Raw genomic sequence first — 13691 nt, 5'->3', positions numbered from 1 at the left:
TGAATTCTGTTGATTCACAGAACGTTTTCTCTACTGGTTTTTATACAGGTTTATCAGAAATTCGGTTTACATTTTCCTTCGACGGCTTTCAATCTTGTAAACGCTAGGAAGCCTGAATTACGTTCCCTTTGGCAGGCTTACCAGCTTCAGCAAATTGCCTTTCATTATAAGAAATGGGATATCAATATGGAAACAGCCTTTTTCAGCACTTCTGCCCGGCAGGAATTGCCTGCGGATAGATTTCCGTTGGATATTTACCGGTAAAACAAGCAAGGCACTGTCCGCGCGTCTCGCCTGGTTCATTGCGTCCGATTGCATCCAGCATTCCCTCGACACTTAAGAACGTCAGCGAATCAGCACCAATCAGTTCGCGTATCTCTTCAACCGATTTCTCGGAAGCGATCAGCTCTTCACGAGTCGAAGTATCGATTCCGTAAAAGCACGGGTTTTGTATCGGCGGCGAGCTGATGACAACATGCACTTCAGTTGCTCCTGCTTCCTTAAGCATCTTCACGATCCGGCGGCTTGTCGTTCCGCGCACTATTGAGTCATCAACCATAATCACACGCTTGCCTTCAACAATCCCGCGGACCGGGGAAAGCTTCATTTTCACTCCCTGCTCCCTCAGTGACTGCGATGGCTGGATGAAGGTACGGCCGACATAACGGTTCTTGATCAAGCCCATTTCGTACGGAATTCCTGATTCCTCCGCATAGCCGATAGCCGCAGAAATACTGGAATCCGGAACACCCGTGACCACATCTGCTTCGATCGGCACCTCTTTAGCCAGCTGCTTGCCAAGATTTTTCCGGGCCGCATGGACGTTAATCCCGTGGATATTGCTGTCAGGTCTGGAAAAATAAATATATTCCATCGTACAGATGGCCGTTGTTGAATTCATCGAATACATTTCAGAGTGCAGGCCATCCTCATTGATCACGAGCAGCTCGCCAGGAAGGACGTCCCTGACAAATTCAGCACCGACAATATCGAACGCACAAGTCTCAGATGCTACTACATAAGCATCTCCAAGCCTGCCAAGTGAAAGCGGGCGAAGGCCATGCGGATCTAAAGCCACCATGAATTCCGTCTCGGTCATGATTAAAAATGCATAAGCACCCTTCAGCATCGGCAAGGCATTTTTTACGCGATCCCTCAGCTGGCTGAAACCGCCGCGCTTAATCAAATGGGCAAGTACTTCGGTATCAGAACTTGTCTGGAAGATACTTCCCTGAGCTTCAAGCTGGTTCCTCAATGCATCAGCATTCACCAGATTGCCGTTATGAGCCAGGGCAAGGCCGCCGCTTTGCGATTGGAACAGAAGCGGCTGTACATTCTCGTAGCCGCCTCCTCCTGCTGTGGCATAGCGGACATGGCCGATCGCCCCAACACCCTGAAGGTCATCCATTGCGTCTGCCGTGAAAATTTCCGTAACAAGGCCTTCACCCTTCCGGCCCTTAAGCTGCTGCCCATCACTGACAACGATTCCAGTTCCCTCCTGGCCGCGGTGCTGCAGACTGTGAAGACCATAATAGGTGATTTGTGCTGCCTCGGGATGTCCCCAGATTCCAAAAACGCCGCATTCCTCATTCAAGCCTTTTAGTTCAGCAAGCATGGGATGGCTCCTTTCCAGGCCTTTTTCAGCCCCTCTGCATCTTGACTGATTACGCTCTTTCCGTTCACATCAATCTTTAAAACAGGTGCTTCAACTACTTTCCCAATCAGCACTGCATCTGTTAAACTCTCAAACTTAATCTGGTGCTCAGGTTTTACGGATAAAATGAAGCGGGATTGCGATTCGCTGAACAATGCCGATACAGCATGGCCTTCCAGCTTAACTTCAGCTCCAAGCCCTTTGCTGCCGATCACCGATTCAGCAAGCGCTACAGCAACTCCGCCCTCTGCAACATCATGCGCAGAAGCAACAAAACCATTTCTGATCGCTGTTAAAATTTGACCTTGATAGCTTGCTTCTACTTCTAAATCGAGTTCTGGCGCCTTGCCAAAGATCCGGCCATGAATCAGCTTCTGCAGCTCGCTGCCGCCAAACTCATCCTTCGTGTCTCCCAACAGATAAATCAAATCGCCGTCATTTTTAAAATGCTGCGTTGTAACGTGCTTAAGATTCTCAACTAATCCAACCATTCCGACAACCGGAGTTGGGTAGACAGCCGTTCCATTCGTTTCATTGTACAAACTTACATTCCCGCCGATGACAGGGGTGCTCAATGTCCGGCACGCTTCGCTCATGCCATCAACCGCTTTTTCAAACTGCCAGAAAATCTCCGGCTTCTCCGGATTACCGAAATTGAGGCAATCCGTGATGGCCAATGGTTCGCCGCCAGAACAGACAATGTTGCGCGCCGCTTCGGCAACGGCAATCTTCCCGCCTGTTTCCGGGTCAAGATAGATATAGCGGGAATTGCAGTCCGTTGTCATTGCCAGGCCCTTTTCAGTGCCGCGGATTCTTACAACCGCTGCATCGGATCCAGGAGACACGACCGTGCTCGTGCGCACCATGTGGTCATATTGATCATAGACCCACTCTTTGCTCGCAATTGTCGGCTGCTGCAGCAGCTGCAAGAGAGCAGTTTCATAGTTTTCTATTTCCGGAATCTCATTATCCATTGCCTGGAACTCACGGAAGTAAGCTGGTTCACTGGAAGGCTTGTAATAGACAGGAGCCTCTTCAGCTAGCGCATCTGCCGGAACCTCAGCTACTACCTCTCCTTTATGTAAAAGACGAAGCATCTTGTCGTCCGTTACTGTTCCAATCGAAACCGCTTCAAGCTCATATTTTGAAAAAAGATCGATGATTTCCTGTTCACGGCCTTTTTCCACAACGATCAGCATGCGTTCCTGTGATTCGGAGAGCATCATTTCATAAGCCGTCATGCCTGTTTCACGCTGAGGCACAAGGTCAAGATTCATCTCAATCCCAGAACCTGCCTTGCTCGCCATTTCAGCAGAGGAACTTGTCAAACCTGCAGCACCCATGTCCTGGATGCCAACAAGCGCATCATTTTTAACAAGCTCAAGGCATGCTTCCAAAAGCAATTTTTCCATAAAAGGGTCGCCAACCTGGACAGCAGGACGCTTCTCTTCAGATGCTTCATTCAGTTCCTCTGACGCAAACGTCGCGCCATGGATCCCATCTCGTCCAGTCTTTGCGCCAACGTACATAACGGTATTGCCTGCTCCATGTGCCTGGCCCTTCTTAATATCCTCATGGTTGATCAGCCCGACACACATCGCATTCACAAGCGGATTGCCATCATAGGCAGAGTCAAACTGAACCTCACCGCCAACAGTCGGAATACCGATACAGTTTCCGTAGCCGGCAATCCCGGCAACCACCTGTTCAAACAAATATTTCACCCGAGGCGACTCCAGCTCTCCAAAACGAAGGGAATTCAATAATGCAATCGGCCTTGCTCCCATCGAAAAAACGTCGCGGATGATTCCGCCAACACCCGTAGCTGCTCCCTGATATGGCTCGATTGCTGAAGGATGGTTATGGCTCTCGATTTTGAAAACAACCGCCTGGCCATCGCCGATATCAACGATACCAGCACCTTCACCCGGCCCCTGCAGCACGCGCTCGCCGGTGACAGGGAACTTTTTTAGCACGGGCTTGGAGTTCTTATAACTGCAATGCTCCGACCACATGACGGAGAACAAACCAGTCTCTGTATAGTTAGGTGTACGTCCAAGAATCTTTTCGGCAGAAGCAAACTCGCTGTCTGACAGTCCCATTTCACGATAAATTTTATCCTGCTTAATTTGCTCTGGACTTGGTTCAAGCATTAACCGCATTTGCTTCCCTCCATTGTTTGACGATTGATTTGAAAAGCTTCAGGCCATCTGCGCCGCCAAGCAGCTCGTCGACCGCACGTTCCGGATGAGGCATCATCCCGAGGACATTTCCGCGCTCGTTAATGATACCCGCGATTCCTTCAAGACTACCGTTCGGATTCTCGCCACTATATGTGAACACAATTTGATTATTTGCCTTTAAACGGGCCAGCGTTTCTTCATCGCAATAATAGTTGCCTTCACCGTGGGCAACCGGAATCGTGATAACCTCACCCTTTTCATAGCCTGCTGAGAACATCGTTTCGTTATTTTCAACCGTCAGCTCCACCTGTTTGCAAATGAACTTCAGGCTGTCATTCCGGCGCATCGCCCCTGGCAAAAGTCCTGCCTCCAGCAAAATCTGGAATCCATTGCAGACTCCAAGCACAGGCTTCCCTGCTTCCGCTGCCTTCACAACCTCTTTCATGACATTGCTGAATTGCGCGATCGCGCCAGATCTTAAATAATCTCCGTATGAAAAGCCCCCAGGCAAAAGGACCGCGTCATAGTCTTCTAGACTTTGAGCATCATGCCAGACATACTCCGCTTGTTCACCAAGCTCATCCTTTGCGGCATGGTACATGTCGATGTCACAGTTCGAACCCGGAAATACGATCACCGCAAATTTCACTGTGCAACTACCTCCTCAACCTCGTACCTGTAATCCTCGATTACCGTATTTGCCAGCAGGCGCTCGCACATCTCTTTAACAGCACCATCTACATCTTTAACACTTTCGTCTAAAGTCAGTTCCAAATACTTGCCGATGCGTACATCATGGATTCCCTCATAACCATGTGTCGCAAGTGCATTCTTCACTGCCGTTCCCTGAGGATCCAATACACTTTCCCTTAACGTGACATACACTTTTACTTTATACATGCAATTGTCCTCCCAATCTCGTTAAAATGGTTTCGTAAGCATCAGTCAAGTTTCCCAGGTCACGGCGGAACACGTCCTTATCAAGCTTCTGCTGTGTTTCCATGTCCCACAGGCGGCAGGTATCAGGCGAAATCTCATCAGCCAGCAGGATTCTGCCTTCCCCATCCCTGCCAAATTCAAGCTTGAAATCTATTAACCTCACGCTGATTTCCTCGAAAAACCCTCCGAGGATTTCATTGATTTTCAGAGCGGCTTCCTTCAATTCAGCCGCTTCTTCTTCTGTCGCAAGATTCAGTACGTCCACATGGTCATCGGTTAGTAGCGGGTCTCCAAGTGAGTCGTCCTTCAGGTAAAACTCAACGATCGAGCGCGGAAGCTTTTGGCCTTCCTCGACGCCAAGCCTTTTTGAAAAGCTGCCTGCAGCATAATTCCTCACGACCACTTCAAGCGGTATGATTTTTACTCGCTTCACTAGCTGTTCCGTTTCGGAGATCTTTTTTATAAAATGGGAATGGATTCCCGCTTCACTAAGCTTCAAGAATAATAGACTCGTAATTTCGTTATTCAACCTGCCCTTACCGGCAATTTCGGCTTTTTTCTCCCCATTGTAAGCCGTCGCTGAATCCTTGTATTGAACTCTTACAATGTCCTCTTGATCCGTTGCGTAAATCCGCTTCGCTTTCCCTTCGTACAGCAATGTCTGCTCTTCCATTTCAACGCCCTCCGATTGAGATAATTGGCAATCTTCAGTCACATCGAAAAGTGCAAGCGCCTTGGTCAGCCCCGACAAGCGCTGCCCGCCTAAACCGCCACATCGTGTGGCTGGCGGGTCTAGCACGTCCTGTGCCTCGGAGGGCCGAACGAAGAAGTCGTTCTTTGACTTCATCGGGCGGACCGAAGCGACTCGAGCTGCTCAAAGCTAACGCTTCTCGCAAGATACTCGAGGAAGTTAAGTCAGGGTGAAAACTGGCTAGGCGCTGGAACTGGACAATTCTCGCAGTTAATTTTTTACACTTTTCTTATCATTTAAAAGATGGGCAAGAAATCTTGCCCATTCGTATTAAAGTCCTAAACGCTCAAAAATCATATCAACATGCTTGATGTGATAGTTATAATCAAAGCAATCGTCGATTTCACCTTCACTTAAAAGTCCGGCGATTTTCTCATCGCTCTCGATCAGGCTGCGGAATTGCACCTGCTTCTCCCAGGCTTCCATCGCACGCGGCTGCACTGTATCGTACGCTTCCTCACGGGACATTCCTTTGTCAATCAAGGCTAGCAGCACACGCTGGGAGTAAATCAAGCCAAGCGTCCGGTCCATATTGCGCTTCATGTTCTCCGGATAAACCGTCAAGTTCTTAACGATATTGCCGAAACGGTTCAGCATATAATTCAATGCAATCGTTGCGTCCGGTAAAATAATTCTCTCAGCAGAAGAATGCGAGATATCGCGCTCATGCCATAAAGGCACATTTTCGTAAGCCGTTGTCATATAACCGCGGATGACGCGTGCCATACCGGTCATATTTTCAGATCCAATCGGGTTACGCTTATGCGGCATCGCTGATGAACCCTTCTGTCCTTTTGCAAAAAACTCCTCAACCTCCCGAGTTTCACTCTTTTGCAGGCCGCGGATCTCAACCGCAAACTTTTCAATTGAAGTCGCAATCAATGCAAGCGTCGACATATAAAATGCATGGCGGTCACGCTGCAAAGTCTGTGTTGAAATCGGTGCCGGCTGCAGGCCAAGCTTTTCACAAACATAAGATTCAACAAATGGATCAATATTCGCGTAAGTTCCAACCGCACCGGAAATCTTGCCAAACTCGACATCACGGGAAGCCATTTTGAAACGCTCGAGATTCCGCTTCATTTCCTCCAGCCAAAGAGCAAGCTTCAGGCCAAATGTCGTCGGCTCTGCATGCACACCATGCGTACGGCCCATCATAACTGTGTACTTATGTTCTTTTGCCTTATTCGCCAAAATTTCAACGAAGTTCTCAAGGTCCTTCAATAAAATCGTATTTGCCTGCTTAAGTACATAAGATAAAGCTGTATCCACTACATCTGTAGAAGTCAGGCCATAATGCACCCACTTGCGCTCTTCACCAAGAGTTTCGGACACTGCTCTTGTGAAAGCAACCACATCATGACGTGTCTCTTCCTCGATCTCCTTGATCCGGTCAATATTAAATGAGGCATTCTCCCTGAGCTTCTTCACATCTTCCCTAGGGATTTCGCCAAGCTCAGCCCAAGCCTCACATGCAAGGATTTCCACCTCGAGCCATGCCTTAAAACGGTTTTCCTCCGTCCAGATTGCTCCCATTTCCGGTCTTGTATAACGATCTATCATCTCTTTTGTCCTCCGATCAATTCTGCTGCACCTTCCCAGATTCCGCTTCTCTCAGCTTCATCCAGTGCAACATCTACTCTGTCTCGCAAAAGGGTCACATGCCCCATTTTCCGTTTATACTTCGCTTCCTTTTTTCCATATAAATGGATTTTCCAATCCGGCAAATCAGCGATTTTATCCAGCAATGGCTGCTGGTGCTGCCCCAGGATATTCACCATCACAGCTGGCTTCAGCAAATTCGTGCTTCCCAGAGTCCAGCCGCATACTGCCCTAATATGCTGTTCAAACTGCGAAGTCTCACATGCTTCGATGGTATAATGCCCCGAATTATGCGGTCTCGGCGCCAGTTCATTTATGTAAAGCTCATCATCACCCGCTAAAAACATCTCAACCGCCAGCGTCCCGGTTAACTCCAACGCTTCCGCAATCTGTTTGGCTGCTTTTATAGCCTTTGCTTCAGCCTCTGTGCTGATTCTTGCCGGCACAATGGTTTGATGCAGAATATTTTCCTGATGGATATTTTCAGCCACTGGGAAAATGGCCGTTTCCCCATTCGTACTGCGGGTGACGATCACTGAAATCTCTTTCTCAAAAGGAATCCATTTTTCCAGTACGCATGTCCCCTGACTGACAAGTGTTTCAGCCAAAGGGATATCATCGATTGACCTGATCACCAGCTGCCCTTTGCCGTCATAACCGCCGCGTGAAGTTTTCAGAACAGCTGGCATTCCCAGCTTCTCGATTCCAGCCCTGACATCTTCCACTTTTTCAACAACTGTGTATGGTGCAACTTTCACACCTGCTGCCTCAATATGGCGCTTCTCTTCTATCCTGTCCTGTGTGACCCGCAGCAATTCTGTGCCCTGCGGCACATAGGCGTATTTATTCAGCCATTCAAGACCATCCGCATCGATGTTCTCAAACTCATAAGTTATCACATCACTTTGTTGTGATAGCTGCTTTATTTTTTCAAGATCATCATACCCGCCGACAATCTGCTCATCTGCCACCTGGCCGCACGGGCAATCCTCTGTCGGGTCAAGGACAATCACTCTGAACCCCATTGCCTTTGCCGACAGCGCCATCATTTTTCCAAGCTGTCCGCCGCCAATTATCCCGATTGTCTCTCCTGGTAAAATCAATTTAGACAAGCTCATCACTGCTTTCCATCACTGATATTTTTGTCTGCTCCCTCATCCGTTCCAATCTCTCGGCAACCTCATTGTCAAAAGCCCCAAGGATCTGCGCTGCGAGCAAACCTGCATTCGTTGCCCCTGCTTTGCCGATCGCTACAGTCGCAACTGGCACCCCGCCAGGCATCTGGACGATTGATAAAAGTGAATCTAATCCATTGAGAGCCCGCGACTGCACTGGCACACCGATGACCGGAAGTGTTGTTTTCGCCGCTACCATACCAGGCAAATGAGCTGCTCCTCCAGCTCCGGCAATGATGACCTTTATGCCCGCTTCCCTGGCATTTTCAGCAAACTCAAACATCAAGTCAGGTGTCCTGTGGGCCGATACAACCTTCTTTATATATGAAATTTCCAATTGCTCAAGTATGTCACATGCATGCTTCATCGTTTCCCAATCTGACTTGCTTCCCATTATGACTGTAACCGACATATCCCTTACCCCCTTTGGAGTTAAAAACAAAAAACCCGGATAGACTGCTTCCTCCATAAAGAAGAGAAAGTAGTCTGTCCGGGTGCGTGCGCGCAAGAAATCCATAAGTGAACGCGATTTCTGTTCCCTTCGCTTAAAAACTACTTTCCCTCATAGTCCGGCCATTTACGGCAGCCGGGTAGAGACTCATGGGCCATATCCCCATTATTATACGAGGGAAAACTAAATTTCACTTTCGACATCTACATATTAACAACCATTTCGACTTGTTGTCAATCAATAATCGAACATTAAAAAGTTAATTATTTTTTTCGTTCGTGTTTTATATGACTATTCTTCTATTACCCTGGCTTCAAAAATGATTTGTCTGCCTGCAGGCTCGTACTCCACTGTCCCGTTTTTTTCTACTTCCTTGAAGATCGGCTTTTCCATCCTTCGTACAGGGGCAAACCCATCCTTCTTCATCCTATTAAGGCAATCATCGATCGATTCCTGTTCTCCAACTTCATACATCTGTTTCTTTTTTCCTTTGCTCATGAAAACAGCTTTCCTTTCCGAACAGATTTCACCCAGAACCCGCCATGGATAGCTTTCGGTTCATAGGCGATAATGAATGCCTTTGGATCCAGTTCCTTGATGGTCTCGTAAAGCTTCAATTCATATTTCCTCGGCGTTAGGATCTGCATCGCCATCCGGTTGCCCTCAAGCCCGTGAGCAGCCCAGTCCGTGACACCATACCCCTGTTCCCGCAATGCTTTAGGGAGATCCCGATCATATTCCTTTGTAATCACATTGATAGTAATATATCCAAGTGCCAGCTTCTCCTCAATCTTCATCCCGACAATGACACCAATCCCATATCCGACTGCATAGGCAATCAAGTTTTGTATCTGATTTAGATTATCAAGTACAAGTCCAAGTCCCACGACATAAATAACGACCTCGATCATGCTCAGACCCGCGGCCAAGTAACGCTGTCCCTTCAAAGTCAGGATCATCCTGATTGTAAAAAAAGACACATACACAATGTTGATGAGTAAGATGATGGCTACCATGATGAAACTATTCTCTAGCATTCCAAACCCTCCAGACATCTCTTCTAGTAAGCCTTAATGTTCGCATTAATCAAATCGCTTGTAAAGCAACTTGCAGATTTTTCAACTAAAACTCATCTAATAGTAAGGTTTCCTTAAGTGTTGAGTTTGAAACTTTTTTGAAGAGATCGTTCCGAAGTTTTTATTTCAAAAAAACGCTGTAAGTGGAATTGATATAAAAATTGACGGACATCTGAACAAGTGAATATTATGGAAGAGTGTACGATTTTTAAGGAGCTGAATATATGTTTTATCGCAGGAAATTTTACATAGTTAAAAATGATTTTATAGAGCCATTCAATAAGCTATTCAATGAAATTAACATGCCTAATCAACTAAAGCATGGGGCCAGGTTAATCGGGAGATGGATGGTTCCGAAAGATGAGGAAACTACAGAGGTATTTGCTATTTGGGAATACGACAGCTATGAGGCTTACCTTGAAATAGAAAAAGGTGTGAGAAGTGATACAGAACATCTTAAGAGAATTCAAACATGGTATGAGAGCCATGGCGGGAAGGAAAATGTAAAAAAAGAAAATTTCTTGGAAGTCAGGAATGAGCAGCTGATTTCAACAGTCAAGGAAGATAAAAAAACATCAAACCTTATGTAAAAAGGCTTGATGTTTCATTTTAGATTTTGAATGCTGTTACTGTATCTTTCAAGGTATCAGCCATCGTGGACAGATTGTTTGCCGAGGCTGTCACTTCCTCCATAGAGGCTAATTGTTCCTCTGCTGAAGCGGCTACATTCTGGCTATGTAAGGATGATTCCTTTGAAATAGAAGCGATCCCATTGACAGTCGCAGAAATTTCTTCTGTGCTCGCTGACATCTGTTCTGCAGTGGCTGCCATCCCTTCGACCTGCCCTCCCAGACTTTCCATTGACCGAAGGATTTCTAGGAAGCTTCGTTGTGAGCCGTCGACAATCTCCAGGCCACTTAGCACTTCTTGTTTCACAAGATCCATCGAAACATTTGAATGCTCCATATCGGTTTGGATCTTCCTGATTAACTCGGAAATCTGTGAAGAAGAATTCTGGGATTGCTCTGCCAATTTCCTTACCTCTGCCGCGACCACTGCAAACCCTTTACCATGCTCTCCTGCTCTCGCTGCTTCAATGGCTGCATTGAGTGCCAGTAAATTGGTTTGATCCGCAATTTCAGTAATAGCCTGAGAGATGCTTCCAATTTGCCTGGACCTCTCATTCAGCAGGCGAATGATTTCTCCCGTCTCATTAACAGATGTATGGATCATATTCATCTGGCTTGCCGTCTGTTGAACGAATGCCTCACCCTGTTTAGCATGGTCACTGGCCCGTGAACTGGACTCAGCGATTAAAGAGGAAGTCTCCGCAATATTCATTACTCCCTTTGCAAGTTCATCCAACGCTCTTGCACTTTCTTCAATCCCCTGTGTTTGTCCCTCAGCACCCCCAGCAATCTGCTGGATTGCCTCGGTTATCTGCTCCGTAGCTCTGCTAGTCTGTTCAGCCCCTGCATTCAGCTCTTCTGATGAAGCTGCTACCTGTTCAGAAGTTTCGAGCACCTCTCTCAGCATTGCACTCAAATTATCCTTCATTTTATTATAGCTATTGGCGAGGTCACTCAGCTCATCCCCAGTATGGTCTTCCACATTACCTGTAAAATCACCGGAACCTGCCATTGTCATCGCATTCGCTACCGACTCGAGCCTTCTTTTTAACCCTCGTGTAAACCAGTAAATCCCTATTGATGCGATAATGACAACTATGATTACCTGGATGATAAATTTAATCATAAAAGAGGATAAGATCTCCTCAATTATCTTTTCTGAAGCACCCACATATAGAATTCCTATTGTTTTGCCATCCTGGTCCTTTATCGGTGTATAAGCTGTTTGATAAGCATTTCCTGCTACTATCGCTTCACCATAGAATGGTTTTCCCTGCTTGAGAACCACACTGGCAACCTCTTCAGAAACCCTCGTTCCTACCGCCCGTTTTCCTTCAAGCATGACATTAGTAGCTATGCGGGTATCACCTTGAAAAATCGTGACCGTATCCCCTGTATCATTTCCAATCTTGTCTACAATCTCGTAATCCTCATTAAAGAGTTGACTACCCTTATACAGCTGCCCATTTTTAATCTCCCACTCACCAGGGAACTTATTGTTAATATATCTTTCACTTAGCGCAAGATCTCCCTTAGCCTTCTCCACTGCAAAAGACTTTATTCCCTTCGTGACTTCCCTTGTCACGACCAGTCCTATTATCACAGAGAGCAACAACACTGTGATCAGAACAATCAAATTAATTTTAGTCCCTAATTTCAACCTCAAACCAGCTTTCCTTTTCCCCAAAATCCATGCTCCCCCTTGATGAAAGTAACTGCTATGTAAAAAATAAAATACTTGCTAAAGTAATATCGGACGGGTCGAGTTTTTATTAACAAAAAGAGGAATTCATAAATTGGACACAGTTCATGACAACGATAAGTATTGCACTGTCATGTTTAAAGGGTACATCGTGGGTGTAGTGATTTTCCCTTCATTAAAAAGGAATACTTTATGGAAGGCAGGAACAAGAAGCTAAGTTCGACATTGATAACTGTTCAACCTAATGGGGTGCTAGTAGTTGACCGTGGCGATGGAGCAAATTCCATGCAAGGAATAATATTTCAAATTGTAAGGCATCATATATAAGAATTTTTCATACAAAAGGTGGCTGATTCGAGTGTATTTCTATAAAGAAGATTTGATTAATATGATAGTGCCTGATAAGCCTGATCCCCATGCAGCAAGAGTACTCCAGGAAACCCTCGGGGGACAGTTTGGTGAAATGCGGACTATGATGCAGTTTTCCTTCCAGAGTGCCAACTTCAGGGGAAAAGCTAAACAATATCGTGACCTCATCAGGGGTGTTTTCCTTGAAGAGCTTTCACATGTTGAACTGGTCCAATCGACAATCAATCAGCTTTTGAATGAGTCTGGTGGCGATATGCCTGGCAATCAGGCATTGGATGGTGCTCCATTAGATGATGTCATTCAATCTGGCGCAAATCCACATCATTATATTATTGGGGCAAAGGCTTCCCTGCCAGTCGATGCAGGCGGCAACCCTTGGAATGGATCATGGGTATATGACCACGGAAACTTAGCGGCAAACCTCTTAAATAATGTTGTATTAGAATCAACTGGTGTCCTTCAAAAATCAAGGATTTACGAAATGAGCGATAATAAGACTTTAAGGGAAACTATCGCTTTCCTAATTGTCAGGGACAATGCCCACCAAAACGCTTTTGCTAAAGCTCTGGAAACGCTTGGCGTAGATTGGGGCAAAATGTTCCCGATTCCAAATTATGATTTAAATAAGTATCCAGAGTGCCGCAAATATGTTGATATGGGCTTTCATAATGCACAATTCAATTTCCGTCTGGATGATACAAGGATTGGGGAAATCTTTCAGGGACAATCCCCAAGCAGAAACGGCGGCGATTTGTCGGTAATTGAACCTCCAAAAGGCTATCCGGTGCCTGAAATGCCAGAAATGCCAAATGAGCATGCTCCCGGCCTATATGATTTAAACAATTAAAATTATTTACAAAAAAAGAACAGCCATTACAGCTGTTCTTTTTTTTGCCCGGCGGCGTCCTACTCTCACAGGGGGAAACCCCCAACTACCATCGGCGCTGAGAAGCTTAACTTCCGTGTTCGGTATGGGAACGGGTGTGACCTTCTCGCCATCGCCACCAGACTATTTGGTTTGAGGTTTTTTGCGCCCTCAAAACTAGATAATGTTGTAAGAAGAATTCAAGAAGAACGAATGATCATTGTCCAGCTCCGGCTCCTAGCCTTTGCTTTTCGTTTTTGGTTAAGTCCTCGAACGATTAGTATCAGTCAGCTCC

Annotated in this window: 13 protein-coding genes, 1 rRNA gene and 1 riboswitch; of the genes, 2 read left to right on the top strand and 12 right to left on the bottom strand. The window is 46.3% G+C overall.

Features of this window, described 5'->3' with window-relative positions:
* Positions 1-202 precede the first annotated feature (202 nt).
* The 10 genes from purF to B5X77_RS01460 form a co-directional block, all read right to left on the bottom strand.
* Complete coding sequence (purF, locus tag B5X77_RS01505) at positions 203-1615, bottom strand: amidophosphoribosyltransferase (RefSeq protein WP_079504405.1); 1413 nt, start codon at positions 1613-1615, stop codon at positions 203-205.
* Positions 1600-3816, bottom strand: a complete 2217-nt coding sequence (gene purL / locus B5X77_RS01500; RefSeq protein WP_079504403.1) for a phosphoribosylformylglycinamidine synthase subunit PurL — start codon at positions 3814-3816, stop codon at positions 1600-1602. Before purL ends, purF begins: the two co-directional genes overlap by 16 nt.
* Complete coding sequence (gene purQ, locus B5X77_RS01495; protein ID WP_079504401.1) at positions 3800-4486, bottom strand: phosphoribosylformylglycinamidine synthase subunit PurQ; 687 nt, start codon at positions 4484-4486, stop codon at positions 3800-3802. Before purQ ends, purL begins: the two co-directional genes overlap by 17 nt.
* On the bottom strand, positions 4483-4737 hold the full coding sequence (gene purS, locus B5X77_RS01490) for a phosphoribosylformylglycinamidine synthase subunit PurS (RefSeq protein WP_079504399.1): 255 nt from the start codon (positions 4735-4737) through the stop codon (positions 4483-4485). Before purS ends, purQ begins: the two co-directional genes overlap by 4 nt.
* Entirely contained in the window at positions 4730-5449 is a 720-nt protein-coding gene (gene purC, locus B5X77_RS01485) for a phosphoribosylaminoimidazolesuccinocarboxamide synthase (RefSeq protein ID WP_079505820.1), read from the bottom strand. Before purC ends, purS begins: the two co-directional genes overlap by 8 nt.
* A 348-nt stretch (positions 5450-5797) precedes the next feature.
* On the bottom strand, positions 5798-7090 hold the full coding sequence (gene purB / locus B5X77_RS01480; protein WP_079504397.1) for an adenylosuccinate lyase: 1293 nt from the start codon (positions 7088-7090) through the stop codon (positions 5798-5800).
* The gene (purK, locus tag B5X77_RS01475) at positions 7087-8247 is read right to left on the bottom strand and encodes a 5-(carboxyamino)imidazole ribonucleotide synthase (protein ID WP_079504395.1); all 1161 of its coding nucleotides are present in this window, start codon (positions 8245-8247) and stop codon (positions 7087-7089) included. Before purK ends, purB begins: the two co-directional genes overlap by 4 nt.
* On the bottom strand, positions 8234-8716 hold the full coding sequence (gene purE / locus B5X77_RS01470) for a 5-(carboxyamino)imidazole ribonucleotide mutase (protein WP_079504393.1): 483 nt from the start codon (positions 8714-8716) through the stop codon (positions 8234-8236). The genes purK and purE overlap by 14 nt, the downstream gene beginning before the upstream one ends.
* Positions 8717-8849: 133 nt before the next feature.
* A riboswitch (purine riboswitch) is annotated at positions 8850-8951 on the bottom strand.
* A 95-nt stretch (positions 8952-9046) separates the two neighbouring features.
* Positions 9047-9253 (bottom strand): NETI motif-containing protein, encoded by a 207-nt coding sequence (locus tag B5X77_RS01465; RefSeq protein WP_079504391.1) that lies wholly within the window; start codon positions 9251-9253, stop codon positions 9047-9049.
* Positions 9250-9792 (bottom strand): DUF2179 domain-containing protein, encoded by a 543-nt coding sequence (locus B5X77_RS01460; protein WP_079504389.1) that lies wholly within the window; start codon positions 9790-9792, stop codon positions 9250-9252. The genes B5X77_RS01465 and B5X77_RS01460 overlap by 4 nt, the downstream gene beginning before the upstream one ends.
* Before the next feature lie 263 nt (positions 9793-10055).
* Here B5X77_RS01460 and B5X77_RS01455 point away from each other — a divergent pair, with 263 nt between their 5' ends.
* Positions 10056-10421, top strand: a complete 366-nt coding sequence (locus B5X77_RS01455; protein ID WP_079504387.1) for an NIPSNAP family protein — start codon at positions 10056-10058, stop codon at positions 10419-10421.
* 19 nt (positions 10422-10440) lie between these two features.
* On the opposite strand, the gene B5X77_RS01450 is transcribed toward B5X77_RS01455, so the two are convergent.
* On the bottom strand, positions 10441-12147 hold the full coding sequence (locus tag B5X77_RS01450; RefSeq protein WP_176167193.1) for a methyl-accepting chemotaxis protein: 1707 nt from the start codon (positions 12145-12147) through the stop codon (positions 10441-10443).
* 373 nt (positions 12148-12520) lie between these two features.
* Here B5X77_RS01450 and B5X77_RS01445 point away from each other — a divergent pair, with 373 nt between their 5' ends.
* A complete protein-coding gene (locus tag B5X77_RS01445; RefSeq protein ID WP_079504385.1) occupies positions 12521-13378 on the top strand; it encodes a manganese catalase family protein in 858 nt (285 codons plus the stop codon).
* Positions 13379-13424: 46 nt separating this feature from the next.
* On the opposite strand, the gene rrf is transcribed toward B5X77_RS01445, so the two are convergent.
* A 5S ribosomal RNA gene (gene rrf, locus B5X77_RS01440) occupies positions 13425-13540 on the bottom strand.
* Between the last annotated feature and the right edge of the window lie 151 nt (positions 13541-13691).

Source organism: Mesobacillus jeotgali (genome assembly GCF_900166585.1).
GTDB lineage: Bacteria > Bacillota > Bacilli > Bacillales > Cytobacillaceae > Mesobacillus > Mesobacillus jeotgali_A.
Note: the sequence above shows the minus strand (reverse complement) of the source record. Positions and strands in the feature narration are given on the sequence as shown.

What these genes read in the sequence shown, in the direction of transcription:
- purC (WP_079505820.1), bottom strand. Translation starts at nt 5,449, where the DNA reads ATGGAAGAGCAGACATTGCTGTACGAAGGGAAAGCGAAGCGGATTTAC.
- B5X77_RS01455 (WP_079504387.1), top strand. Translation starts at nt 10,056, where the DNA reads ATGTTTTATCGCAGGAAATTTTACATAGTTAAAAATGATTTTATAGAG.
- B5X77_RS01460 (WP_079504389.1), bottom strand. Translation starts at nt 9,792, where the DNA reads ATGCTAGAGAATAGTTTCATCATGGTAGCCATCATCTTACTCATCAAC.
- purF (WP_079504405.1), bottom strand. Translation starts at nt 1,615, where the DNA reads ATGCTTGCTGAACTAAAAGGCTTGAATGAGGAATGCGGCGTTTTTGGA.
- purL (WP_079504403.1), bottom strand. Translation starts at nt 3,816, where the DNA reads ATGCGGTTAATGCTTGAACCAAGTCCAGAGCAAATTAAGCAGGATAAA.
- B5X77_RS01465 (WP_079504391.1), bottom strand. Translation starts at nt 9,253, where the DNA reads ATGAGCAAAGGAAAAAAGAAACAGATGTATGAAGTTGGAGAACAGGAA.
- purK (WP_079504395.1), bottom strand. Translation starts at nt 8,247, where the DNA reads ATGAGCTTGTCTAAATTGATTTTACCAGGAGAGACAATCGGGATAATT.
- purS (WP_079504399.1), bottom strand. Translation starts at nt 4,737, where the DNA reads ATGTATAAAGTAAAAGTGTATGTCACGTTAAGGGAAAGTGTATTGGAT.
- purB (WP_079504397.1), bottom strand. Translation starts at nt 7,090, where the DNA reads ATGATAGATCGTTATACAAGACCGGAAATGGGAGCAATCTGGACGGAG.
- purE (WP_079504393.1), bottom strand. Translation starts at nt 8,716, where the DNA reads ATGTCGGTTACAGTCATAATGGGAAGCAAGTCAGATTGGGAAACGATG.